26 protein-coding genes and 1 tRNA gene are annotated in these 20,978 nt (G+C 65.1%); 5 read left to right on the top strand and 22 right to left on the bottom strand.

The window, feature by feature from the left end; genetic code table 11:
- Window positions 1–6: 6 nt before the first annotated feature.
- From R9J51_RS10065 to R9J51_RS10050, 4 genes are all read right to left on the bottom strand, one after another.
- A complete protein-coding gene (locus tag R9J51_RS10065) occupies window positions 7–2,409 on the bottom strand; it encodes a TonB-dependent receptor (RefSeq protein WP_179504391.1) in 2,403 nt (800 codons plus the stop codon).
- 169 nt (window positions 2,410–2,578) lie between these two features.
- Window positions 2,579–3,127 (bottom strand): TPM domain-containing protein, encoded by a 549-nt coding sequence (locus R9J51_RS10060; RefSeq protein ID WP_179504390.1) that lies wholly within the window; start codon window positions 3,125–3,127, stop codon window positions 2,579–2,581.
- Complete coding sequence (locus R9J51_RS10055) at window positions 3,124–4,578, bottom strand: DEAD/DEAH box helicase (RefSeq protein ID WP_179504389.1); 1,455 nt, start codon at window positions 4,576–4,578, stop codon at window positions 3,124–3,126. Before R9J51_RS10055 ends, R9J51_RS10060 begins: the two co-directional genes overlap by 4 nt.
- A gap of 176 nt (window positions 4,579–4,754) precedes the next feature.
- Complete coding sequence (locus tag R9J51_RS10050; RefSeq protein ID WP_218847420.1) at window positions 4,755–5,396, bottom strand: hypothetical protein; 642 nt, start codon at window positions 5,394–5,396, stop codon at window positions 4,755–4,757.
- 141 nt (window positions 5,397–5,537) lie between these two features.
- Between R9J51_RS10050 and R9J51_RS10045 the strand changes: the two genes are divergently transcribed.
- The 3 genes from R9J51_RS10045 (at window position 5,538) to R9J51_RS10035 (ending at window position 8,266) form a co-directional block, all read left to right on the top strand.
- Window positions 5,538–6,980, top strand: coding sequence for an FAD-binding oxidoreductase (locus R9J51_RS10045; protein ID WP_179504387.1), 1,443 nt, complete (start codon window positions 5,538–5,540; stop codon window positions 6,978–6,980).
- 170 nt (window positions 6,981–7,150) lie between these two features.
- Complete coding sequence (locus R9J51_RS10040; RefSeq protein WP_179504386.1) at window positions 7,151–7,927, top strand: SapC family protein; 777 nt, start codon at window positions 7,151–7,153, stop codon at window positions 7,925–7,927.
- A gap of 27 nt (window positions 7,928–7,954) precedes the next feature.
- A complete protein-coding gene (locus R9J51_RS10035; protein WP_168554347.1) occupies window positions 7,955–8,266 on the top strand; it encodes a hypothetical protein in 312 nt (103 codons plus the stop codon).
- Between the two features lie 75 nt (window positions 8,267–8,341).
- Here R9J51_RS10035 and R9J51_RS10030 read toward each other — a convergent pair whose 3' ends face one another.
- Window positions 8,342–9,277 carry an N-formylglutamate amidohydrolase gene (locus R9J51_RS10030; RefSeq protein WP_248290247.1) on the bottom strand — a complete coding sequence of 312 codons (936 nt, stop codon included), beginning with the start codon at window positions 9,275–9,277 and terminating at the stop codon, window positions 8,342–8,344.
- A gap of 305 nt (window positions 9,278–9,582) precedes the next feature.
- Here R9J51_RS10030 and cpdR point away from each other — a divergent pair, with 305 nt between their 5' ends.
- Entirely contained in the window at window positions 9,583–9,945 is a 363-nt protein-coding gene (gene cpdR, locus R9J51_RS10025; RefSeq protein WP_168555437.1) for a cell cycle two-component system response regulator CpdR, read from the top strand.
- A 90-nt stretch (window positions 9,946–10,035) separates the two neighbouring features.
- Window positions 10,036–10,110: transfer RNA gene (locus R9J51_RS10020), tRNA-Val, on the top strand.
- Between the two features lie 41 nt (window positions 10,111–10,151).
- Here R9J51_RS10020 and R9J51_RS10015 read toward each other — a convergent pair.
- The 17 genes from R9J51_RS10015 to R9J51_RS09935 form a co-directional block, all read right to left on the bottom strand.
- Window positions 10,152–11,234 carry a hypothetical protein gene (locus tag R9J51_RS10015; protein WP_432787970.1) on the bottom strand — a complete coding sequence of 361 codons (1,083 nt, stop codon included), beginning with the start codon at window positions 11,232–11,234 and terminating at the stop codon, window positions 10,152–10,154.
- 71 nt (window positions 11,235–11,305) lie between these two features.
- Entirely contained in the window at window positions 11,306–11,647 is a 342-nt protein-coding gene (locus R9J51_RS10010) for a hypothetical protein (RefSeq protein WP_218843463.1), read from the bottom strand.
- Entirely contained in the window at window positions 11,644–12,333 is a 690-nt protein-coding gene (locus R9J51_RS10005; protein ID WP_179504384.1) for a DNA methyltransferase, read from the bottom strand. Before R9J51_RS10005 ends, R9J51_RS10010 begins: the two co-directional genes overlap by 4 nt.
- Complete coding sequence (locus R9J51_RS10000; protein ID WP_179504383.1) at window positions 12,330–12,638, bottom strand: hypothetical protein; 309 nt, start codon at window positions 12,636–12,638, stop codon at window positions 12,330–12,332. The genes R9J51_RS10005 and R9J51_RS10000 overlap by 4 nt, the downstream gene beginning before the upstream one ends.
- The gene (locus tag R9J51_RS09995) at window positions 12,631–13,056 is read right to left on the bottom strand and encodes a hypothetical protein (RefSeq protein WP_179504382.1); all 426 of its coding nucleotides are present in this window, start codon (window positions 13,054–13,056) and stop codon (window positions 12,631–12,633) included. Before R9J51_RS09995 ends, R9J51_RS10000 begins: the two co-directional genes overlap by 8 nt.
- 134 nt (window positions 13,057–13,190) lie before the next feature.
- The gene (locus R9J51_RS09990; protein WP_179504381.1) at window positions 13,191–13,628 is read right to left on the bottom strand and encodes a hypothetical protein; all 438 of its coding nucleotides are present in this window, start codon (window positions 13,626–13,628) and stop codon (window positions 13,191–13,193) included.
- Between the two features lie 306 nt (window positions 13,629–13,934).
- Window positions 13,935–15,743 (bottom strand): DNA cytosine methyltransferase, encoded by a 1,809-nt coding sequence (locus R9J51_RS09985; protein WP_432787969.1) that lies wholly within the window; start codon window positions 15,741–15,743, stop codon window positions 13,935–13,937.
- Window positions 15,740–15,931: a hypothetical protein gene (locus R9J51_RS09980; protein WP_179504379.1), complete on the bottom strand. Its 192-nt coding sequence runs from the start codon at window positions 15,929–15,931 to the stop codon at window positions 15,740–15,742. Before R9J51_RS09980 ends, R9J51_RS09985 begins: the two co-directional genes overlap by 4 nt.
- Before the next feature lie 2 nt (window positions 15,932–15,933).
- Window positions 15,934–16,116: a hypothetical protein gene (locus tag R9J51_RS09975; protein ID WP_179504378.1), complete on the bottom strand. Its 183-nt coding sequence runs from the start codon at window positions 16,114–16,116 to the stop codon at window positions 15,934–15,936.
- Between the two features lie 46 nt (window positions 16,117–16,162).
- On the bottom strand, window positions 16,163–17,341 hold the full coding sequence (locus R9J51_RS09970) for an ATP-dependent DNA helicase (protein WP_432787968.1): 1,179 nt from the start codon (window positions 17,339–17,341) through the stop codon (window positions 16,163–16,165).
- Window positions 17,275–17,667 (bottom strand): hypothetical protein, encoded by a 393-nt coding sequence (locus R9J51_RS09965; protein ID WP_179504376.1) that lies wholly within the window; start codon window positions 17,665–17,667, stop codon window positions 17,275–17,277. Before R9J51_RS09965 ends, R9J51_RS09970 begins: the two co-directional genes overlap by 67 nt.
- Window positions 17,668–17,767: 100 nt before the next feature.
- A complete protein-coding gene (ssb, locus tag R9J51_RS09960; RefSeq protein ID WP_218843462.1) occupies window positions 17,768–18,286 on the bottom strand; it encodes a single-stranded DNA-binding protein in 519 nt (172 codons plus the stop codon).
- A complete protein-coding gene (locus R9J51_RS09955) occupies window positions 18,286–19,290 on the bottom strand; it encodes a hypothetical protein (RefSeq protein ID WP_179504375.1) in 1,005 nt (334 codons plus the stop codon). The genes ssb and R9J51_RS09955 overlap by 1 nt, the downstream gene beginning before the upstream one ends.
- Window positions 19,291–19,301: 11 nt before the next feature.
- Window positions 19,302–20,042 carry an ERF family protein gene (locus tag R9J51_RS09950; RefSeq protein ID WP_179504374.1) on the bottom strand — a complete coding sequence of 247 codons (741 nt, stop codon included), beginning with the start codon at window positions 20,040–20,042 and terminating at the stop codon, window positions 19,302–19,304.
- Between the two features lie 193 nt (window positions 20,043–20,235).
- Entirely contained in the window at window positions 20,236–20,382 is a 147-nt protein-coding gene (locus R9J51_RS09945) for a hypothetical protein (protein WP_179504373.1), read from the bottom strand.
- Window positions 20,379–20,564 carry a hypothetical protein gene (locus tag R9J51_RS09940; protein ID WP_179504372.1) on the bottom strand — a complete coding sequence of 62 codons (186 nt, stop codon included), beginning with the start codon at window positions 20,562–20,564 and terminating at the stop codon, window positions 20,379–20,381. Before R9J51_RS09940 ends, R9J51_RS09945 begins: the two co-directional genes overlap by 4 nt.
- A 37-nt stretch (window positions 20,565–20,601) precedes the next feature.
- Window positions 20,602–20,838: a hypothetical protein gene (locus R9J51_RS09935; RefSeq protein ID WP_179504371.1), complete on the bottom strand. Its 237-nt coding sequence runs from the start codon at window positions 20,836–20,838 to the stop codon at window positions 20,602–20,604.
- Window positions 20,839–20,978: the final 140 nt, after the last annotated feature.

Below are 20,978 nucleotides of genomic sequence, written 5' to 3'. Positions count from 1 at the left end.
GCGTGATCAGAAGCGGGCGCTGGCTTCGATCCCGTACATGCGCGGTTCGCCCGCGATATAGGTGGGATCGCCAAAGCTGCCGCCGGTGTTGCCGGCATCGAGCAGGTAGTGGCGGTTGAACAGGTTGCGCACATAGCCACCCACGGCATAGCGCCCCTGTGGCCCGAGTTCGAAGCCGGCACGCAAGTTGGTGAGCGAATAGGCCCCCTGCGAAATCGCCGCCTTGTTGGGCATTTCGAAGAACACGCTGGAGCGCGTGTTCCAGTTGGGCGCAAAATAGAACAGGCGATCCTGGCCCAGCGGCACGCGCAGGTTCACCGCCAGGGCCGCACTGAAATCGGGCTGGAGACGGAAATGGTTGCCGGCATAGGCGCTGAGCGCATTGCTGCCATCGATGCGGCCGTGCAGCCAAGCCGCCATGCCGTTGACCGACAGGATCGGGCTGATCTGCCAGTTCCCTTCGAATTCCACGCCAGGGTTGTGCGCGCTGCCCGCCGATTGCGTGGTGGTGACGCCATTGGTGGTCACGGTCACCTGGAAGCCGCTGTAAACCTGATAGAACGCCGACAGTGCACCGCTGAACGGCCCGATCCGGCCCTTGATGCCGGCTTCATAGTTCCACAGCTTTTCCGCCGGGATCGGCAGGACATTGGCCGTGGTCGCCGTCTTGGCCGTAACCTGCAGCACCGGCGAATAGCGCCCTTCGCTGATCGTGGCGTAGAGGTTCACATCCGGGCTGAGACGATAGAGCACGTTCACGCGCGGCAGCACGGCGTGATAGTTGCGATCCGCCATCAACAGGCCGCCATTGGTGCTGACCACGCCGAGCAGGCTGGTGTTGACGCCATAGGCAGCCAGGATCGTCGAATTGGGCTGGACCGAACTGTATTCCGACTTGCGGTGTTCGAGCAGGAACCGCGCGCCGGCAGTGATTTCCAGGCGCGGCGTGGGGGTGAACGTCACGTCGCCGAATACCGAAAAGGTCTTGTTGACGCCCTTGTTCATGTAGCTGGAGGTGTAAGGCAGGCTCGATGCCTTGCCCCCGGTCAGCAGATAGGTCGCGGTCTGGCCGGCCGCGTTGGTGGCCACGCCGTTGGCATTCACGCAACCGGTGCCCGTGCCCACGCCATAGGCGGACAGCACTTTCTGGAGCGCGGCGAAGCTGCTGATCGCGGCGCAGGCCAGGTAGGTGCCTTCGTCGGTCGAGAACGGCACTTTCTGGAAGCTGTTTTCGACAAAGGCATTCCAGCCGAACGTGGCGCGCCAATGCGTGCTGTCGTAATTGAAGCGGCCCTCGTGGCTATATTGTTCGCCCTGCGCGTCTTCGGCAAATTCGAGATAGAACGCGCGGCTGCCATCGGCATCGAACACTTCGTGCGAATGGAACGTGCGGAAGCCGTTGACGGTGGTGAACGTCAGCCCCGGCGCCAGTTGCACCGTGCCCGTCAGGTTGACGTCGTGCACATCGCGGTTGATCCCCAGCTTGGCCGCGCCCAGGGCGCTGGCGCTGTAAGGCGATCCGGACAACTGGGTGGTGCCGAACGGATCGGACGCACCCTGGCTGGTGGGATAGACCAGGCTGGTGAAGCCGGTGCCCGGGTCGCGCTGGCGGTCATAGGTATAGACCAGATCGACCTTGACCGCGGCGGTCGGGGTCCAGCGCAGCGAAGCGCGCGCGCCCCAATCGTTTTCGCCGTTCAGGTCATCCTGCCCGGGCTGGATATTGGTGGTGTAGCCGTGCCGATACTTGTGCGAAAAGGCCACGCGCCCAGCCAGCGTATCGTTGCCCGCGTTGACATAGCCCGACATGCGCGTGCTGTTGTAATTGCCGTAGCTGGCGTTGAGCCCGGCGGAAAAGCCCGCGCGCGGATGGGCCGAGATCATCGAGACCGCGCCCACTTCGGCCGCCGTGCCGAACAGCGTTGCCTGCGGCCCCTTGACCACTTCGATCCGCTCCATATCGAACAGATCCTGCCAGGCGCCCCGCGCGCGGCTGATATCCACGCCGTTGTAATAGACCGAGACGCGCGAACCGGCCTGGGCAGAGCCGCTGTCCGACGTGATCCCGCGAATGACGAAGCCGGGGTTGTTGGCGCTCTGCTTCTGGATCTGCAGGCCCGGCACGAAAGCGGCCATCTCGCCCAGTTCGGATACGCCAAGCTGATTCAGCCGGTCCTGCGTGACGGCCGAGACGGTCAGCGGCACGTCCTTGAGCTTCTGCTCCCGCTTTTGCGCGGTCACGACAATATCGCCCTGGACGACATTGACGGCTTCGCCCGTGGCACCGGCAGGATCGGCGCTGGCCGTATCGGCTGGACCCGACGCGGCGGGTGCGGCGGCCAGGGCTGAAACGCTCACGAACGGCAAGGTGCTGGCTGCTGCCAGCAGGGAAAGAGCAAGGCGACGCATGAGACCCCCATCGGTTCCGGTTGAGCCATGCCGGCCCAACGCGCCGCCCTTCCCCGCCACCGATTGGTGACAGCATCATGAAACCAGCCCGCGATTTCGCGTCAGCCAGTCTCATTTTCTCATTATTTCACAACGGGGAAGCCTGTGCGCCGCGGCACCAGCCGGCCGTTCAGGCCAGCTTGGCCCGGATCGCCGCCACGGCCGCAATCACGCCCGCGCCATAGTGGCCGGCGCGGAACTGGGGCACCATGTGCTGTTGCATGATCGTGGCGCAATCGGCATCGCTGAGCGCGCTGCGCAGCCCGTCGCCCACCGCAATCCGCGCCTGGCGCTCGGCCGGGGCCACCAGCACGATCACCCCATCGTTAACGCCCTTGCGACCGATGCCCCAGGCATTGCCCAGGGCGCGCGTAAACGTGGCAATGTCGGCGCCGCCCAGGCCGGGTGCGGTCACCACCACCATCTGATGGCCGGTGCGCCGCTCGAAATCGCCAAGCGCACGATCGAGTTGGGCCACTTCGTCCGGTGACAGCACATGGGCTGCATCGGTGACGCGGCCAGCCAGGGTGATCGCCACCGGTGCGGACGCTGCCCCCGGGGCGGATGCAGCATCCGTGTGGCCCTGGCCGATCGACCAGGCCAAAACGCTTGCCCCGGCGGCCACGGCCACCAGGATCAGAGCCAGCCGCGCCGCGTGGAAACGGCGCGTGCGGGTCAAAGCGCCGAAACGTGCAGGAAGCCGGGGATCGGGCCGTTCCAGTCACCCGGTGCGCTGGGCGGATCGGCGCGATAGTCGCGGCGGCGCTCGGCCTGCTGGCGCGGCGCTTCTTCGCGGGCAACCGATTCGCGCGGCGCAGGTTCGGCGCGGCGCGGCGCTTCGGATGCCGGGGCATCCTTGCGGCGGCGGGCCGGCTTTTCCTGGGCGGGCGCTTTGGCGCGGACAGGCTTTTCAGCACGGGGCGCCTTTTCGGCGCGGGCGGGCTTTTCGGCCCGGCTGCTCTTGCGCGCGGGGCGTTCGGCGCGCTCCGTGCGCTCGGCCGGTTCGGCCCCGCCGATATCCAGCTCCATGACCGGGATCTTGGTGCCGGTCAGCTTTTCGACATTGTCGATCGCTTCGGCATCCTCGGGGCTTACCAGCGTGAACGCGCGGCCAAAGGCGCCACCCCGGCCGGTGCGGCCAATGCGGTGGACATAATCATCCGGGTGCCACGGCGTGTCGAAGTTGAACACATGGCTCACCCCCTTCACGTCGAGCCCGCGTGCGGCCACGTCGGACGCCACGAGAATGTTGATCACCCCGTCCTTGAACTTCTGCAGTTCGGCATTGCGCGAGGACTGGTCCATGTCGCCATGGATCTCGCCGGCCGAAAAGCCATGGCTCTTGAGGCTCTTGGCCAGTTCGCGCACGGTCGTCTTGCGGTTGCAGAAGACGATTGCAGTGGTGACGTTGTCGGTGCGCAGCAGGTGGCGCAGCGCCTCGCGCTTGGCACGGGAAGCGACTTTGACCTTGTGCTGCACGATGTTGGTGTTCGTGCTGGCGGGGCGCGCCACTTCGATCGACTTGGGGTTCGACAGAAAGCGATCGGCCAGCTTCTTGATCGGCGGCGGCATGGTGGCCGAGAACAGCAGCGTCTGGCGCTGGGCCGGCAGCTTGGAGCAGATCGTCTCGATATCGGGAATGAACCCCATGTCGAGCATGCGATCGGCCTCGTCGATGACCAGCAGTTCGCAACCGGTGAGCAGGATCTTGCCCCGCTCGAACAGGTCCATCAGGCGGCCCGGCGTGGCGATCAGCACGTCCACGCCTTCCTGCAGCGCCTTAACCTGATCGCCCATCTGGACCCCGCCGATCAGCAGGGCCATCTTGAGATCGTGGTTCTTGCCGTACTTTTCAAAGTTTTCGGCAACCTGGGCGGCCAGTTCGCGAGTCGGCTCCAGAATCAGGGAGCGCGGCATCAGCGCGCGGCGCCGGCCATGGGCCAGGATGTCGATCATCGGGAGCACGAAACCGGCGGTCTTGCCGGTGCCGGTCTGGGCGATGCCGATGATGTCGCGCATCATCAGGACGGAAGGAATGGCTTGTGCCTGGATCGGAGTCGGCTCGTCATAGCCGGCGTCGATAACCGACTTAAGCAGTTCGTCAGAGAGGCCGAGATCGGCAAACTTCATGCAGATTATGTTCCGAAAGCAGGATGGCCCGCCCTTCTGGCAACGAAGCGCCGTGCGCGCGACGCCACCATGGGTCCGGGCCACCAGGACGGACCATGCGCGGCCCGACACTCGTTGCGGGCTCGCTATGCCGAAACCTGCCGGAAAGTCAAGGAAAGCCGCCAGCGGCGAGTGGCTCAGTGGCCCATTTCCTGCAGCCGCGTGATCATGCAGGTGGCGCCGGCCCGCGAATGGATCGAATCGCGGCCCGCGCACAGCATGCCGTCGCTGCTCCGTTCGGCATAGAATCCCACATAGAAGTCACGGGCACTGCACGATTTTTCCAGGCTCGCCACCACTTGGCGGCGATCGCGCAGCATCAGCACGATCTGGCTATCCGACGCCGACGGCGCGATTGCGCCGATCCCGCCGAGCGCCACGCAGGCCCTGCTGCCATGGCGGCCTCGCGGCACCAGCAATGGCTGGGGCAAGGGCGGTGGCGGCGGCAAGTCGCGGCCAAAGCCGGGGGTGATGCGAATGATCAGGCGCTGCTCGATCCGCACCTGCCGCCAAGGTTCTTCCGAAAGGCTGTCGGCCAAGGTGCCCTGGCCATCGCGAAGATCGGGGGCGGCCTCGCTCATCGGGCCGCTGGCGCCATCGCGCAAGGGCTGCGGTGCGATGGCGGCCGGCGCGGCCTGAACGATCGGCACAGTCCGTCCCGCCGGCGCCACGGGCACGGCATCAGGCCCAACGGCAACGCCCAGAAGCGCCGCCATGGCCACGAGAGGATGGACCAGACCAGGCATCAGCAAATCGGCAACGAACCTACGATCCCTCATGTCCGTGGCCCGGCGCCCCCCTTGGCACCCGACCCGAACCGATTGGCGCCCTGCCTTGCAGCCGACGCTTGAACAGCGCCTTAACCCGCCCACGATGAAAAAGGAATTGCTGCCGGGCGCGCAGGCGCGTAGCCGGTGGCCATGGTCGAAACGCTTGCACCCCGCGCGGAAACCGCGCCGTTCCTGGAAGCCGCCGCCGCCCTGCTGGGCGCCAAGGGCTTTACCACCGATCACGACACGATCGCCCCCTGGCTGACCGATTGGCGCCAGCGCTTCACGGGCCGCGCCTTGGGGATGGCATCGCCTGCCAATACCGAGGAAGTGGCCGCCCTGGTGCGCCTGTGCGCCACCCACGGCGTGCCGATCGTGCCGCAAGGCGGCAACAGCGGCATGTCGGGCGGGGCCACCCCTGACGAGACCGGCCATGCAGTGGTGCTCTCGTTGCGGCGCATGAATGCCATCCGCCAGGTGGATACCGCCAACCGCAGCGCCACGTGCGAGGCCGGCGTGATCCTGCAAGTGCTGCACGAAGCGGCCGAGGCCGAGGGCTTGCGCTTCCCCCTGTCGCTGGGTGGCAAGGGTTCGGCCACGATCGGCGGCCTTGTTTCCACCAATGCCGGCGGCACCCAGGTGTTGCGTCATGGCTCGATGCGCGCGCTGGTGCTGGGGCTGGAAGCGGTGATGCCCGATGGCAGCGTGTTCAACCAGCTGGTCCCGCTCAAGAAAGACAACCGCGGCTTCGATCTCAAGCAATTGCTGATCGGCTCGGAAGGGACGCTGGGCATTGTCACGGCCGCCACGCTCAAGCTGGAGCCGGCGGTGGCCGCGCGCGAAGTTCTGTGGGCCGGCACGCAGAGCCTGCCCAAGGCGCGTGAGCTGCTGCTGTTGGCCGAACGCCTGGCCGGGCAGGCGCTGGAAGGCTTTGAAGTGATGCCCCAGCACAGCCTTGACGCGGTGCGCGACTATCTGCCGGGCGCGCGCCAGCCGCTGGCCGAAGACCACCCCTGGCACGTGCTGATCGAGATGGTTGCCGATGCCGATGGCGCCGAACGCCTGCCCGAACTGGCGCAGCGGGTGCTGGAAGAAGCGTTCGAGGCCGGCCTGATCGACGATGCGACGATGGCCGCCAATGAAACCCAGGCCGAAGCGTTCTGGAACCTGCGCGAATCCATTGCACCGGCCGAACGGGCACTGGGCCCGGCGGTACAGCACGATATCAGCGTGCCGGTGGAAAAGATGCCTGCCTTTGTGGAAGAAGCCGTTCCGCTGCTGGAAGCGCAATGGCCCGGCACCCGCGCCATCGGCTTTGGCCACCTGGGCGACGGCAACATCCATTTCCACGTGATCGCGCCCCAGGGCGCCGATCGCGCCGCGTGGGAAGCCGGCGATGGCAAGGCGATCAGCCACCAGGTACACGACATGGTCACCGCGTGGGGCGGCTCCATCTCGGCCGAGCACGGGATCGGCCAGTTGAAGCGCGACGAACTGGCGCGGCTGGGTGATCCGGTGGCGCTGGCGATCCTCCGGCAAGTGAAGCAGGCGCTCGATCCGCAAGGCCTGATGAACCCCGGCAAGCTGATCTGAAGCGGCGCACTGGGGGGACGGCATTCGTATCCAGCACCGAAACGGGCACGTTTCGGCCGATAAACCCCCAGTCCCGCGCGGCCTCGCGCTTGTCACTGCACCCTTGAGGCCTTATGCCCGGCGCGCGCCCGTGCTGGCCACGGGCCCATTATCGTTTTCGGAGAGAGTTCATGGCCAGCGCGCCGCAAGCCAACCTGCCCCTGTTCTACAAGGACCTCATGCCGCTCAACACGCGCGACCACGCCACGTGGCGCGCACGCGGCGCCCAATCGGCCCCGTGGCTGATCGGCCAGCATGCCGTGCCGCTGACCGTGGAAGAATTCCCGCAGGCTGCGCGCCACTTCCCGATCATCTTCGCATCGGGCGACAATCCCGTGCCGCTGGCGCTGATGGGCCTGAACGAAGGCGTAAACGTCTTCGTCAACGAAGAAGGCAAGATCGACCAACCGATCTACCTGCCCGCCTATGCGCGCCGCTATCCCTTCATGCTCGCCAAGCTCACGCCCAACAGCGAAGAACTGTCGCTGTGCTTCGATCCGTCGAGCGGCCTGGTCGGCGAATTCGAGGATGGCGAGCCGCTGTTCGACGGCGACCAGCCGAGCGAAGCGACCAAGCAGGCCCTGCAGTTCTGCGAACAGTTCGAACAGGCCGGGCAGCGCACGCAGGCGTTCATCGATGAACTCAAGAAGCACAACCTGCTGATGGAAGGCGAAGTCGCCATCCAGCAGACCGGTGTGGACCAGCCGTTCATCTATCGCGGGTTCCAGATGGTGAACCAGGAAAAGCTGCGCGAAATCCGCGGCGACGTGCTGCGCGGCTGGGCGCAGAGCGGCCTGCTGCCGCTGCTCTATGCCCACATCTTCTCGCTCGACCTGATGAGCACGATCTTCGGCATCCAGGCCGAACAGGGCAAGGCTCCGACCCCGGTGGCCGTGCCGGCGCTGTAATACGCCATCGGTGCGTTTTGGTGCCGGATGACCGGCGCCAAAGCCCAAACGAGAAAGCCCCCGCCGGCAACGGCTGGGGCTTTTTTCGTGCTCGATGGCACGCGCGATGATCACCCGGCACGCGCCGCGGCAATGCTTTTTCTGCAAAAAATGGTGAGAATCAGGGCGCTTGGCGCCATCACTGAACCGCAAATGTATTGCCCGTTCAGGAAAGGGCTGCCCAGCAAACAAAGATTTTCGGCAAATGCAATAAATTTCTGCATCACCCCCTTGCATGGTTCGGAAGTGTTGCCTATCTTCATCACATCAGGCCGGCGCTCCCCTCATGGCCCGGTCTGATTGGTGCACTTGGTGCACCTCCTCCCTGAACCTTGGCCACCTGGAGATACGTCTCCAGGTGGTTTTTTCTTGGCCTTATTCGGCCGCGCGCGGCCATCGCTGCGCTGCCTGGCCCAGAGCGGCGACTTCGCCCGCCAGCACGCGCACCAGCCCGGTGACGGTTTCCACCACATCGGCGAGCCCTGCGCCCGGTTCGGCCAGCGCCGCATCGAGATAGGCGCTGCGGTCGATTTCCACCTGCACCGCATGCACCCCCGCCTCGCGCCGGGCTTGCCGTTCCAGGCCATAACCGCCGGCGTAAGGGCGATTGTGTGCCGCCCGCGCGCCGCAGGCGGCCAGATGGGCAAAGGCCGCCGCCATCAGCGGGCCGGCACAGGCCGCGCCGAATCGGTCCCCCAGCACGTAGGTGGGTGGCAACTCCCCTTCTTCCCGACGCGCCAGGGGCGGCATGGAATGCAAATCGATCAGCAGGGCCGCACCCCAGCGCGATGCCAGGTCGGCCAGCACTTGCGCCAGGGCCAGGTGATAAGGCGCATGAATGCCGGTGATTCGCGCCTGGATTTCTGCTGCCGGGGTGCGCTGGCGCCAGATATCGCCCAGCCCGGCCAGACGGCGCGGCACCAGGCCCAGCCCGCTATGCGCGCGGCGCGCCGCCATCGGCCCGCGCGCAACCGGCGGAAAATCGGGCAGGGCGGGATCGGGCAGGATCATTTCGCGATCGAGATCGTCGGGCGCGCGATTGAGATCGATCATCGCGCGGGGCGCCCGCGCGATCAGCAAGGCCGCGCCGGTCTGCCGCGCCACGGCCTGCGCCACCAGATCGACAAGGCGGTCTTCCAGCCGTTGCGCGGCCTGCGCGGGCTGGCGCATCGCGGCAAGCAGGCCTGGCGGATAGGCCCGGCCGGCATGGGGCACGGCAATGACCACAGGGATCGGCGCGGGCATCGGGCGATGCAGGACAAAGGCCGGCCCTGCATCACCGGGAATCGCACCACCTTCGGCCTGGGTCACGCTATCCTGGCTTGTGGCAGGCACACAGGAATGGGATGCAGGCACTGCCCCATCGCGGCACGAATCAGGGGCGGGACCATCGGTTGCATCCATGCCCATTGGCTGCAATGCTTTGCGCGTTCTGTCAAAACCCCACGGGTGCAAAAGCGGGCAAAGGACGCGGCCGATAAAGCCGATGCTGGCGGCCGGAGATTGTTAACCCGCCGGGCGCTATAGCAGCACCCCGGCTGCGTGCCCCGCCGGCAACGGCGACGCGCGACTGCCGGGTGCATCTGGAAAACGACATGGAAAATCAGAAGGGTAACATGATCCGCATCCTGCTGGCCGAAGACGAGGAAGCCATGCGCACTTATCTGGCGCGCGCGCTGGAAAACGCCGGCTACAGCGTGGTGGCCGTCGATCGGGGCACCGCGGCCGTGCCCCTGCTGGAACGCGAGCGTTTCGACCTGCTGCTGTCGGATATCGTCATGCCGGAAATGGACGGGATCGAGCTTGCCCAGCGCTGCAACGAAATCAGCCCTTCCACCAAAGTGATGTTCATCACCGGGTTTGCCGCCGTCACCCTCAAGGCCAATCGCGAGGCACCGCAGGCCCGCGTGCTGTCCAAGCCGTTCCACTTGCGCGACCTGGTGATGGAGGTCGACCGCATCTTTGCCAACGCTGCGTAAAAAACCACATTTGCCCCCTTGCCAAGGCAAAACGGCAAAGGTAGTGGGGCGCTCCCGACGCCGAGCGGCTGACGGAAAATCGATGGTGCCGGGCGTATAGCTCAGTGGTAGAGCACTATGTTGACATCGTAGGGGTCGCAAGTTCAATCCTTGCTACGCCCACCATCGATAAGGTAATGAAATCGCCCCGCTTTTGCGGGGCTTTTTCATGCTCTGAGTACGGCAACGTTCGTCTCCTTTTGCGTGAGTTTTGCGTGAAGTGCCGGCCCGGCAATCCTGGTGAGGTCGGAAATCACGTCCTCGATCCCGGCCTTAACCGTACCGAGATAGCCCGGATCGAAGATAGCATAGCGACTGCTGGTCTTGCTCAGCACGCGGTGCCCTAGGGCCATTTCCAGTTCGATCAGATCGACGCGGCGCCCGGCCAGAATCGTCGCCATGCTGTGGCGGATCAGCTTTGGCCCCCACCCCGCCGGGATACCCAGCTTCTCGCGGGCGCCGTCCCATGCGGTGCGGATCGAATCGACGCCGACCTGTTCGACCACGTCGATCTGTTGGCGATCGTCGAAGCTGCGCACCTCACGGCAGATAAACCATTCGTCGGTGGCCTTGAGCCACGAATCGAGCAGCGGCACCACGGGCAGCGTCGGCCGGACCTTCTTGGTCTGGATGCGGCCGGCTGGGTTCAGATCGAGCAGCCCGGCGTTGCGGTGCCATTGCTGGCGCGCCGGAGCCACCGAGAGGTCGAAAATGGCGTCGGGCCGGGCCAGCGTGCAAATCGCGGCGATCAGGTAGCGGCGCAGCGGCAGGAGCCGATCGGCATGCCCAGCATACTTGCCCGCGCCGACCAGGCTATAGTCGAGCAGTTCGCCCAAGGCATCGACGGAAAGGCGATAGGTGCGCGCCGGCGTCACCTTGTCGCGCGTCTTGTGCTGGAGCGGCGGCAGGTAAACGATGCGCCTCGCCCGGTAGGCATGGTTGAGAGCAGCTTTCAGCTGGATCACCGCCTCCTCAACCGTGGAAGGTGCACGGAAGCGAACCTTGCCGTCTGTCCAGTTGCCGTCGGCATCCTTCTTCCGTGCCACCAGCGGATCGGCCAGCGCCCAAGCGCGGAACCTCTCGATCACCCTGTCATCGATGAGGTCGGGCCGAATCATATCGGGCAGTCGCCCGGCCGCCGTCTCGACGTCGAGAAATCGCACCATGAGCTTCGACCGCGACTTGATCGCGTCGGCGCTGGGCAGGTGCTGGCCGTGCTCGATCCAATAGTCGGTGATAGCGTCGTGCACCGAGTAGATCGCCTTGTCGGCCTCGGTGGGCGTGTGCGCGGCCAGGTAGTGCTCGTCGAGCCGTTCGCACCCTAACCGAACGTCGCTCGTGCGCGTGCTCTTGCGCTGCTGGCGTCCTGCGGCGGCGTCATACCACCAGATGTACCATCGATCGCTCGCAGGCTTGCCGTCGGCGCCCCTGACGAGATCGAGCCAGAACGGCCCTCTCTGATAGACGCCACCCTTAACTGTAGACACCGGGCCTGTTCCTTCAATGCTTTCGCCTTCGAATCGGCGAGTTGTTCGATCATGCCGATTCCCGCCAGCAGCGCCAATTCGTCGCCGCCGAGCTTCACGCCCTTGCCGGTGGACAATGCCTTGCTGATTTTGCGGTCGAGGCGCACCAGGGCCTCGCATGGGGTGGCGCTGGTCATGCTGCCTCCTGCTGGATGCTGTGCCAAGTCGCAGTGATTCGATCGACGGCGGTCTGGAAATGGGTCGGGTTCTTCTCGATGCCCACGAACTGCTTGCCGGCGCGCAGGGCCGCCACGCCGGTGCTGCCGGTGCCCATGAAGGGATCGCAGACGCGCTCGCCGGCGACATTCGCCATGATCTTGTCCATGACAGCATCGGGCTTCACCGTTGGATGGCCGAACTTGTCTGCGCCGCGCGGCGAGTATGCCGTCACCTGGCGATCAAGGTCAGCAAGCGCGCCCTGCGGGTGATAGCCATCGTTCCAGGCATGCACGTAGAACTCGAACACCGGCCGATAGTGCTTGTTAGCCACCGGCTGGGGGTTGCGTTTGCGCCAGATGCAGACTGCCTGCCGCTTGAACGAACCGTCGAGGTACGGCAGCAGCTTCGGCAATTGATCGTTGTGACAAAACACGATCGCTGCACCGCAGAGCAGCGGGTTGATCACGCGGTGGTCAAAGCCCTGGTCAAGGCCTTCGTCCACGATCTGGTCCATGCCCTTGCGGTTCTTGCGATAGTGACCACCGCCGGTGGCGCGGAATTCATAGGGCGGGTCCATCACGTCGGCGTCCATGAAGCCGAGCGTGGGCCGGATCTGATAGGCATCGCCCAAGTGGAGCGTGGCGGGGCCGATGCGCACGATCATGCCGCCGGCCCTCCCTTCTCCATCGCCTTGACCACCCGCGCGCGCCGCACCTGCTCGGGATGCACGATCTTGCCGTTCAGCGCGTGGTGGGTCAGGCGGCCATGCTCGATCCAGCGATCGGGCAGTTCCATGAACCCGCCATTGAGGAAGGGTTCGAGGTCGCGCGGGCGCTCAGCCAGGTAGCTGATCAGGTGGCCGGCCGTTTCCATGCCACCCACGCCTGCAGCGCGAGCGAACGCTTCCGACCGGTCGGCAAGTTGCTCGATGAACGCCGCGATGATTGGCAGGTGTTCGCGGTCAAACATGGGCCGCCTCCTTCGCGCGCAGGATCTCGGCCAGTGCAGCAAGCGCATCCGGCGGTGGCAGGAAAAACCCCAACTGCCCACGGCACGGGATCAAATCGACCGGGAAAGCATCCCGGAGGACAAAGCCAAAGCGGCCAAAGAACCACCGGCTGTCCATCTTGGTCACGCAATCTACAATGCGCGCCATGCCGACGATCCCACCGCGCGGCATAGCCATCTCTTCCGCATCATCAGTGTCGAGTTCGCTCTTGGACACTCCGGCGTGGATGATGAACCAGCCCCGGCCCTTGGTGGGCCAATCGCGGTTCTCAACATCCTTCCCATCGTAAAAGATATGGTGCGGATAGGGCTGCTTGATCGACAGAGCCTTGATGCGGCCAGCCTCTACGCGCGCGATCAGGCCGGACAGATCAGCCATTCCCACGGCCCTTTCCAGTTTGCTTGGCGCGCCCGGTGCCCTTGCAATATTGGCACTGGCGCTTGACCATGTGGGCTTGGCCGGTGCGGCCCCTGACCCAGCGGAAGCCCTTGCCGGCGCAGGGGATGCATTTCTCAGCCATGGCGCACCTCCATGGCTGTCAGCGCCGCGACGGCCGCGCGCACGTCACCCATGGTCATATCGACCGGGATGATCGTATCATCGGGCACGTTGGCGTTGCTGGTGCAGAGGTTCGCCGGGATTAGGCTTTGCAACGCCGCAGCCATTTGCGCGATCAGCGCATCGCGCGGGTCGTGCTGGCCGTGGCTGTCCCAATGAGCGTTGAGGATCTCGGCCACACGCTCGGCAACCTGCTCCCGCTCGCTGGAATAGAGCGATACGATCAGGAGAGGGAATATCAGCCCAAAGGTGACGGTGCCCGTCTCATTATTGCGGACAGGAGGCTTCCCATAATGAATAGCGATGTGCTCGCCCCGACGGTCTTCTTCACCCAGGTTGCGAATGTAGTTGGTGCTTGCCACGGTGAAGCACTCGTGCGGGGTTTCAGCCATGGCGACAATCCTCCTTGTCCGCCCTCGCATGCACAGCGATTGCGGTGATCTGAATGATGGCGAGGCTATCGGAACCGCCCTGCCGAAAAGCGCGAGCCGGGCCATGAGGCGCTGGCACTGCCCGCCCGGAAAAACCGCCGGGGGAAAGCGATCGGCGATTGGCCGAAAGCATGGGCAGGCCAGAAAGGAGCCTTGCCCAGATGCCGAAATACCCGCCACGCCGCCAGCAGAGCCGCGACCGCAAACTGCGCTTCCCTGCCCCCAACTGCCCGCCGGGAGACTTCGATGAGAGGAAGGCGGATTTGATCATGCCGCCTGCGCCTCCTCGCGTTCGCAAAATTCGGGTTGGTTGGCGGCGACCAGTGCGCGCGCCACGGGCGGGCAGACGCTGTTGCCGATCGCGCTGATCTGCTCGGAGATGGTGAGCTTGCGCTCCACCCACTTGCCGCGCAGGAACTTGCGCACCACGGGATCGAGCACATAGTCTTCGGGGAAGCCCTGGGCGCGGGCCAGTTCGCGCGGGGTGAGCATGCGCAGGCCGATATCGACAATCACATAGGTGGTGGCGTCAATCGTGACCGTGACGACGGCGAACCGGGCCTTTGTCGTAACGGTATCCATGGGCCGGTCCACGGCCTGGCTCTGCGCGGTCTCGTTGTCGCTGTCAGTGCCGTAATACTTCACCAGGAACGCGGCTGTCATGACCGCGCGCGACAGCAGTTCGGGCGGTAGGGCGTCCTGCTCTACCAGCGTGGTCTGCACCAGGCGCTGTTGCGAGCCGGTGGTGGTGACCGTCGAAAGCGGCACGGTGGCAGCGCGGCCGGCGGCGTTGCGCATGCGCGGGCCGCCGTTGGCCTGTTCGATGTGTGCGGCGACGATAGCGTGATGCTGGCCGCCGGCACGCACGGTGCGCAGCGGCGCGCTCGGGTTGCCGCCGCCATTCTTCGCGTCGCTGCCATAGAAGCTAGACAGGAAGGCGGTCACCATAGAGTGCTTCGACTTGCATTCGATGGTCTGCGCCGGCTCATCAACCTGGGCTGGCGCGTTACCGCTGGCGAACTTCTGCAGCACTACCGCTGCGATGCTGTTCGTGTCCTTGGTCGAAGCGCACACCGTGTGCATCGGCGCATCGGCGGACCGGTTGCGGCCGCCCTGCTGACCAAAGCTGATGAACGGGGCGATCTGCGCTTCAACCATACCCAGCGGCGTCGCACCGGCTTGGCGGGCTGGCTGTCCGTTGGCCGTCACGGTGGGCATTGGCGCTTGCATGTCGGCGCCAACGCTGCCGGTATAGAACTTCGTGATATGCGGGGAGCGAAGGTGGTGATCGACGCCGTCGATATTGACGATGAACGGCCGGGCAGCATTGACCACATAGCGCATCACGCCGTGGGCAATGCGCCGCTTTGTGGCGTCGGCCAGTTCGCGTTTGCGGTCGAAGATCGACGGGCAGGAGATCGACCAGTCGAGGCATTCGGCGGCAGTGCGCCAGGGCAGTAGCCTGCCGCTCTTCACCGCTGGGCTATCGGGGTGGCCGTGGGTGGGCTTGGGCCACACGATCGGCAGGCCATCGCGACGCATCAGCACGTAGAGCCGGCGCCGGACAGTCGGGGCGCCATAGTCGCAGGCGCGCAGTTTTCGGTGCTGCACGCGGTAACCAAGCCGACGCCAGCGCGCGACGCGGCGCTTGAACGGCAGGCCGCGCATTTCCTTGATCTCATGGCCGTGCTCATCTAGCGGGCCGGCCGTCTCGTATTCCTCGACGTTTTCGAGATAGGCCACGCGTGGCTGGGTTTCCTTGAGCCAGACCTCCACTTCATCGGACAGCGCACGGATATGGCGGTCCTTGACTGGGCCGCCCTTGGCCTTGCTGTATTCCTTGCAATCGGGCGAGAACCAGGCGCCGCCAACCGGCCGCAGCCGCGTGGCCGCAGAAGGCCAGAGCGAGCGGATATCCTGGCAGAAATGCTCGGTGGTGGGATGGTTGGCCTTGTGGATCGCGATAGCGGTGGGGCTGTGGTTCACGGCGATGTCGACGCAACGGCCGATCGCCTGGGCGATACCGGTGGACGCGCCGCCACCGCCTGCGAATCCGTCGATGAAGAGCTCCCTCACGACCAAAGCACCTTCTTCATCTGCTCGAGCTCTTCGATCGGCAGGCCGGGACAGACAGCGACGCGCGCGTGGTTGAGCAGCAGCGCCAGGGCGGCGGCGGTTTCAGGGCTGCAGGCGTCGAGGAAGTGCGCGCCATTGCGCAGCACCTGCTTGCCCGTGGAGTGGTATGGGCCAGGAAAATCAGCCATGGTCAGGCCACCTCATATTCGCGGATTTCGAAGGGGTGCGCCGGGCGGGAGATCGCCCATTGCGTCGGGGGCTTCCCGCCGCCGGCCGGCCAGGGCTCATGCCCTTTCGCCCGGCTGTCGTAGCCGTTGAAAAGGCGCACATGGACGCGACGGTATCCGGCAACGTGGCCAAGTTCGTCGAGCAAGAGGGCGTCACGCGGAATGCGGCCAGGGTTCGGTTGCCAGGCCACATCACAGCACCACGGTGACGCGCTCGGCGGCGCGGGTGATGGCGGTGTAAAGCCAGTTGCTCCGGGCATCCCGAAAGGCGGCGCTTTCGTCGAACGCCACGACACTGTCCCACTGGGAGCCCTGGCTCTTGTGCGTAGTGATCGCCCAGCCAAAGGTGAACTCGTCGGACTGGCGACGCGTGCGCCAGTCGAGCTCCTGCTCGGTGCCAGCGAAGAACTGTTCCAGCACCCGGATGCGGATCGGGTCGCGCTTCTCGTCCTGCGACGTCACGCGCAACTGGAGACTGGCCTCCTTGGGGCGGGCTGAATCGACGCTCCAAAGCCCGCCGTTGAAAATGCGCTTTTCGCGATTGTTCCGCAGACAGATGAGACGGTCGCCGACGGTCGGGTGCCAAGGCTGGGCGGCCCCGGCAAGGCCCTTGAGCGCCCGAATGCGGGCATTGAACGTCTGGCGGGTCCGATTGAGCCCACACAACAACTGGTCAGCGCCCAAGACCAGTTCGCGCATGCGGTCCTTGCCGATGCCCTCGCGGCGAACGACAAGGCTTTCACCATACTGGCCGGGGCACAGCGCAGTGCCAGCGCGAACGTCCATGCTCATGCGGATGATCGGATTGTCTTGGGCTTGCCGGTGCACCTCGGTCAGCATGACGTCGGGCTCTTCGTTGATGAAAAAGCCTTCGCCCTTGACCGGCGGAAGCTGCGCGGGATCGCCCAGCACGAGGATGCGCACGCCAAAGCTCAGCAGATCGCGCGCCAGATCCTCCCCGACCATGGACACCTCGTCCACGACCAGCAGCGCGGCATCGGCCAGTGCGCTTTCAGCGTCGAGCCGAAACTTGGCCTCACCTGTCTTGTCGCAGACCTCCACGCTGTAGATCAGCGAATGGATCGTCGAGGCGTCGGCACAGCCTTTGCGGCGCAGTTGAAGTGCTGCCTTGCCGGTGAAGGTCGCATAGAGAACGGTGCCCTTGACCTTGTTGGCCAGTTCCTTGGCGATTGTGGTCTTGCCGGTGCCGGCATAGCCGAACACGCGGTAGACCTGCTTGCCGTCTGGATCGGCCAGCCACGCGCCAACGTCAGCAATCGCGCGCTCCTGCTGCGGGGACCAGCTCATGCGGCCAGCCTTTCGGCTTCGGCGCGCAGCGTGGTCACGTCCACGCCGCACCAGGTTGACCACAGAGCAAGCGCCTTGTCGGTGAACGCTGCGCGCTCGGCCTCGTTCATGGCGCGGTTGCTGGTTGACCACAGCTTGCGGTGGACCTCGCCGCTGGGCAGCTTGATCTCGTCGCACATCCGCAGCTTCGCACGGGTGATATCGTGCAGGTCCTGCTCGTCGAGCGTCAGGCGAAACCGTTCATTGAGCAGCGGCACGACAAGGTGGGCGACGGCCCAATAGAGCCCGCGACGGCGCTGGTTGGCGATCCCGCCCTTGATCTCGCAACGGACGTTGCCCTTGATCTCGCGCATTGCCTCTTCGGCCGCACGATTGGCGGGGCGGAGCATTCCAAGGTGCGCCTTGAATAGCAGAGGGGGACGATCGGCGGCGCTCATCTGGCTGCCCTTTCGTGTCGAATGCAGGGGATTTCAGTGGTGGCGGGGAGCATCAGAACGGAATGTCGTCGTCCAGGTCATCGTCGGCGAAGCTGCCGCCGAAGCTGCTGCTGCCTCTGGAGTTGCCCCAGCTGCCCGTGCTGCGCTGACCGGCGCGCTCTTCGCGCTGACCGCCCCAACCTCCCCCGCCACTGCGTTCCTGACTGCCCTGGCCGCCCTGTGGGCTATCCAGCATGGTGAGGCTGCCAGTGATGCCGGCGACGAGGATTTCGGTCGTGTACCGGTCCTGGCCGCTCTGGTCTTGCCACTTGCGGGTGCGAAGCTGCCCTTCGATGTAGACCTTGCTGCCCTTGCGCAGGTAGCGCTGGGCGATACCCACCAGGCCTTCGGACTGGATCGAGACGCTATGCCACTCGACCCGCTCTTTGCGCTCGCCAGTCTGCCGGTCCTTCCAGCTTTCGGAAGTGGCGATGCGCAGATTGCAAAGCTGGCCGCCGTTCTGGAAGGACTTCACCTCGGGATCAGCCCCCAAGTTGCCCACCAGAATGACCTTGTTCACGCTGCCGGCCATTATGCGGCCCTCCGATCCTCATTGAACCGGAAGCCAGGGATTGGATGGGCACGGCCGGCCTCGGTTTGGGCGTCGCGGTGCGCCCAGCGCTTGATCATCTCGCGCAGTTCCTGCTGGAATTCCGGATTTGGCAGATAGTGCTTGAGCGCCGCGGTCCACGCGCCATCTTCCTCGGTGGGGATGGCGGTCCAAAATGACCGCAAGGCCTGCGCGCGAAAGCCCTCGCCGCTGTCGACGCGAACCTTGGCCTTGCCGATGCCCTGCGCCTGCTTGATCAGCGACATGGCCTCGGCCATCTTGTCCTGCGCGTCATCGACCACGGCCAGATCAGTAGTGACCTCGGCCTCCTGTTTGGCTGCGAGCGCGGCGGCTGCGGCTTCGGCGGCAGCCTTGGCGGCTGCGGCTTCACGCGCCTGCCGATCGTGCTCGAGCTTGATCAGCCAGCCCGTGGAGAGGCGGCCCAGCGCAGAAAGCGCGGTCGTGATTTTGCCATCGGGCGTGCGCTTGAGCCCCTTGGCCAGCCAGCCATTCCGCCAGGTGCCGATCTCGGCCAGCGCTTCATTGAGCGGCCGCTTTTCCTCGTCGGCCGTCTCGTCGACCAGCTTGCCAGCGTCCTGGAGCATCCGCACCAGCTTTGCGACCTGCGAGGCCTGGTCTTCCGATTCCAGCGGCACACCATCGGCCCAGTTGCTGGCTTCGGCGAGCAGGTCGGCAATGTGGATTTCGACTGCGTTGCGGCCGGCAATCGTTGCGGGACCATCGGTGGACGCGGTCACCGGTTCGATTTCCTCGGGCGGCATGTTGCCGCCGATCACAGCGCGCGGGTTTTCATCCGGCGCGGCGTGCTCGATGGCCATGCGCGCGGCATGCGCCTCCAGCGCCTCGATCTCGGTAACGCGCTCCGGCGCTTCCCGGCGCAGCTTTGCGGCGGCGGTCGCGGCGTGCTTGCCGTTCATGGTGGATATTTCAGTCGGGCCCTTCGACCCGTTGTAGATCGTGGTCATCGGTGAGCCTTTCACAGGTCCGCGCCGGCCAGTTGGCTGGCATCGAACTCGTTGTTGGTTTGCTTGCGGGCGAGGCGCGCAAGGTCGACCTCCAGACGCTCGACCGCTTCCTCAAACTGAGCCTTGTTGAGCAGCCCGATGTTGGCGACCTTGTAGTGTTCACAAAGGATCTGCGGCGATGTGCGGGTTGCGCTGAGAAGCTGCGTGATCTTGGCAAAGGCCTCAGGGGGCATGCCGTCTGCCTTAGCGGCTGCATTTGCCTTTTTAGGCTTCTCCTTGCCGGCATGATCCTGACGCGCCGCAACCTCATGATGCGAAGCATCCGCATCATTGTCGCCTTCGGTGGGAATCTGAAAAACCTGCAGCTCGGCATACTTCATGGCCGCCGACTGCGCCTTGTTTGCGCTCTTGTCGGCGCTATCCATGGCCTCACCAACAGTGCGCACATAGTCGAACGAGCCGTCGATTGCTGACACCAGTTTGAAGCGCACGGTCAGGATAGTGAATGTGATCTGGCCGCCCTTCTGGGTCTGCCGCTCCTCCCGCTCCATCTTCTCAACATCCGGCAAGATGACGAGCTTGTTCTCAGCAAGGATGCCACAGAGCAGGTTGTAGACGTCGTCGATGCCCCGGAACTGATACCCCTGCTGCTGGTTGCGGCGCCCCTTGGACAGCCCTTCCCGAGAGACAGCGGCCATGACGTTGGAAATCGCCACGTAAACAGCCGGGACAACGGGGTTGTCGATTTTCATTTGAGCGTTCACGGGCGCGGCTCCCGGTTGGCGCCCAAGCTGGCCACGACAGCCTGGGCGCGGGTTGCGGGGGTTCCGGCGGGGGCTGCCGGCGAGGCTGCAGGAAGGAAGTCCAGATAGGTGCGGTGGCCGCGCATGGGCGGCGCGGCGATGAACCGGACCGGCAGGCAGTCCGTGGCTCGGGGACGCGGGGTCATTGGAACATGGCCTCCACAACAAGGATCAGAGCGCCGGCCAGAACCGGCAAGATCAGGGTGAGAGCGATGGCAGCGGCAGCGAGGGCACGGGTCACGCCGGCCTCGGCGATAGTCACGCGCCAGGAGGCGATATTGCGGATCATGCCGCCCGCCCCTCGCCCGCGACGCGGCTATCGTATGCCGCGCGGAAGCCTGGCTGGCGGTAATAGCGCGCCCAGATCTCGCGACGGGTCAGCGCGTCCCAGGCCGCGACGTGCTCGGCATATTTCTGCCGGAACACGGACCCGCGACGAAACGCGATCTCGATAAGGGCAGCATCAGACATTTTCCTGATGCTGCGGGTGACTGCAGGGCCACACATCTCACGCGGCCTCTGCATGGCCAGCGCCCACCGGTTCAACGGTCAGCGTGGGGTCCATGAACTGCCCGATGCGGGCGGGCATCCAGATGGAATAGGCGCGGCTGCGCAGGTCCAGATCGGAAGCGCCGGCGGCATGGTGGAAGGTGTGCTGCGCACGGATCGAGCCATCACGATTGCGCACGGTGGCGCGGTAGGCGATCCAGTTCGCGGGGATTTCGGTGATCGAGGCAGTGGCCATCGTCCAGTCTCCAAGCTGGCCGGGTCTGCGCTTGCGGCTCACCGGCTGATGGAGATTTGTTACGATAGTCGTAATTGCACGTCAATACGATAATCGTAACTTTTCATGGGCGCGCAAAAAACCCCGCCGGAGCGGGGTGC

Source organism: Novosphingobium rhizosphaerae (genome assembly GCF_050920675.1).
In the GTDB taxonomy this organism is placed as follows: Bacteria; Pseudomonadota; Alphaproteobacteria; order Sphingomonadales; family Sphingomonadaceae; genus Novosphingobium; species Novosphingobium rhizosphaerae.
This window is presented reverse-complemented; position numbering and strand designations above follow the sequence as displayed.

Coding starts and splice junctions, on each gene's coding strand:
- R9J51_RS10065 (WP_179504391.1), bottom strand. CDS start 2,409: ATGCGTCGCCTTGCTCTTTCCCTGCTGGCAGCAGCCAGCACCTTGCCG.
- R9J51_RS10055 (WP_179504389.1), bottom strand. CDS start 4,578: ATGAAGTTTGCCGATCTCGGCCTCTCTGACGAACTGCTTAAGTCGGTT.
- R9J51_RS10050 (WP_218847420.1), bottom strand. CDS start 5,396: ATGAGGGATCGTAGGTTCGTTGCCGATTTGCTGATGCCTGGTCTGGTC.
- R9J51_RS10045 (WP_179504387.1), top strand. CDS start 5,538: ATGGTCGAAACGCTTGCACCCCGCGCGGAAACCGCGCCGTTCCTGGAA.
- R9J51_RS10040 (WP_179504386.1), top strand. CDS start 7,151: ATGGCCAGCGCGCCGCAAGCCAACCTGCCCCTGTTCTACAAGGACCTC.
- R9J51_RS10035 (WP_168554347.1), top strand. CDS start 7,955: ATGACCGGCGCCAAAGCCCAAACGAGAAAGCCCCCGCCGGCAACGGCT.
- cpdR (WP_168555437.1), top strand. CDS start 9,583: ATGATCCGCATCCTGCTGGCCGAAGACGAGGAAGCCATGCGCACTTAT.
- R9J51_RS10010 (WP_218843463.1), bottom strand. CDS start 11,647: ATGACCAGCGCCACCCCATGCGAGGCCCTGGTGCGCCTCGACCGCAAA.
- R9J51_RS10005 (WP_179504384.1), bottom strand. CDS start 12,333: ATGATCGTGCGCATCGGCCCCGCCACGCTCCACTTGGGCGATGCCTAT.
- R9J51_RS10000 (WP_179504383.1), bottom strand. CDS start 12,638: ATGTTTGACCGCGAACACCTGCCAATCATCGCGGCGTTCATCGAGCAA.
- R9J51_RS09995 (WP_179504382.1), bottom strand. CDS start 13,056: ATGGCTGATCTGTCCGGCCTGATCGCGCGCGTAGAGGCTGGCCGCATC.
- R9J51_RS09990 (WP_179504381.1), bottom strand. CDS start 13,628: ATGGCTGAAACCCCGCACGAGTGCTTCACCGTGGCAAGCACCAACTAC.
- R9J51_RS09980 (WP_179504379.1), bottom strand. CDS start 15,931: ATGGCTGATTTTCCTGGCCCATACCACTCCACGGGCAAGCAGGTGCTG.
- R9J51_RS09965 (WP_179504376.1), bottom strand. CDS start 17,667: ATGCTCCGCCCCGCCAATCGTGCGGCCGAAGAGGCAATGCGCGAGATC.
- ssb (WP_218843462.1), bottom strand. CDS start 18,286: ATGGCCGGCAGCGTGAACAAGGTCATTCTGGTGGGCAACTTGGGGGCT.
- R9J51_RS09955 (WP_179504375.1), bottom strand. CDS start 19,290: ATGACCACGATCTACAACGGGTCGAAGGGCCCGACTGAAATATCCACC.
- R9J51_RS09950 (WP_179504374.1), bottom strand. CDS start 20,042: ATGAAAATCGACAACCCCGTTGTCCCGGCTGTTTACGTGGCGATTTCC.
- R9J51_RS09945 (WP_179504373.1), bottom strand. CDS start 20,382: ATGATCCGCAATATCGCCTCCTGGCGCGTGACTATCGCCGAGGCCGGC.
- R9J51_RS09940 (WP_179504372.1), bottom strand. CDS start 20,564: ATGTCTGATGCTGCCCTTATCGAGATCGCGTTTCGTCGCGGGTCCGTG.
- R9J51_RS09935 (WP_179504371.1), bottom strand. CDS start 20,838: ATGGCCACTGCCTCGATCACCGAAATCCCCGCGAACTGGATCGCCTAC.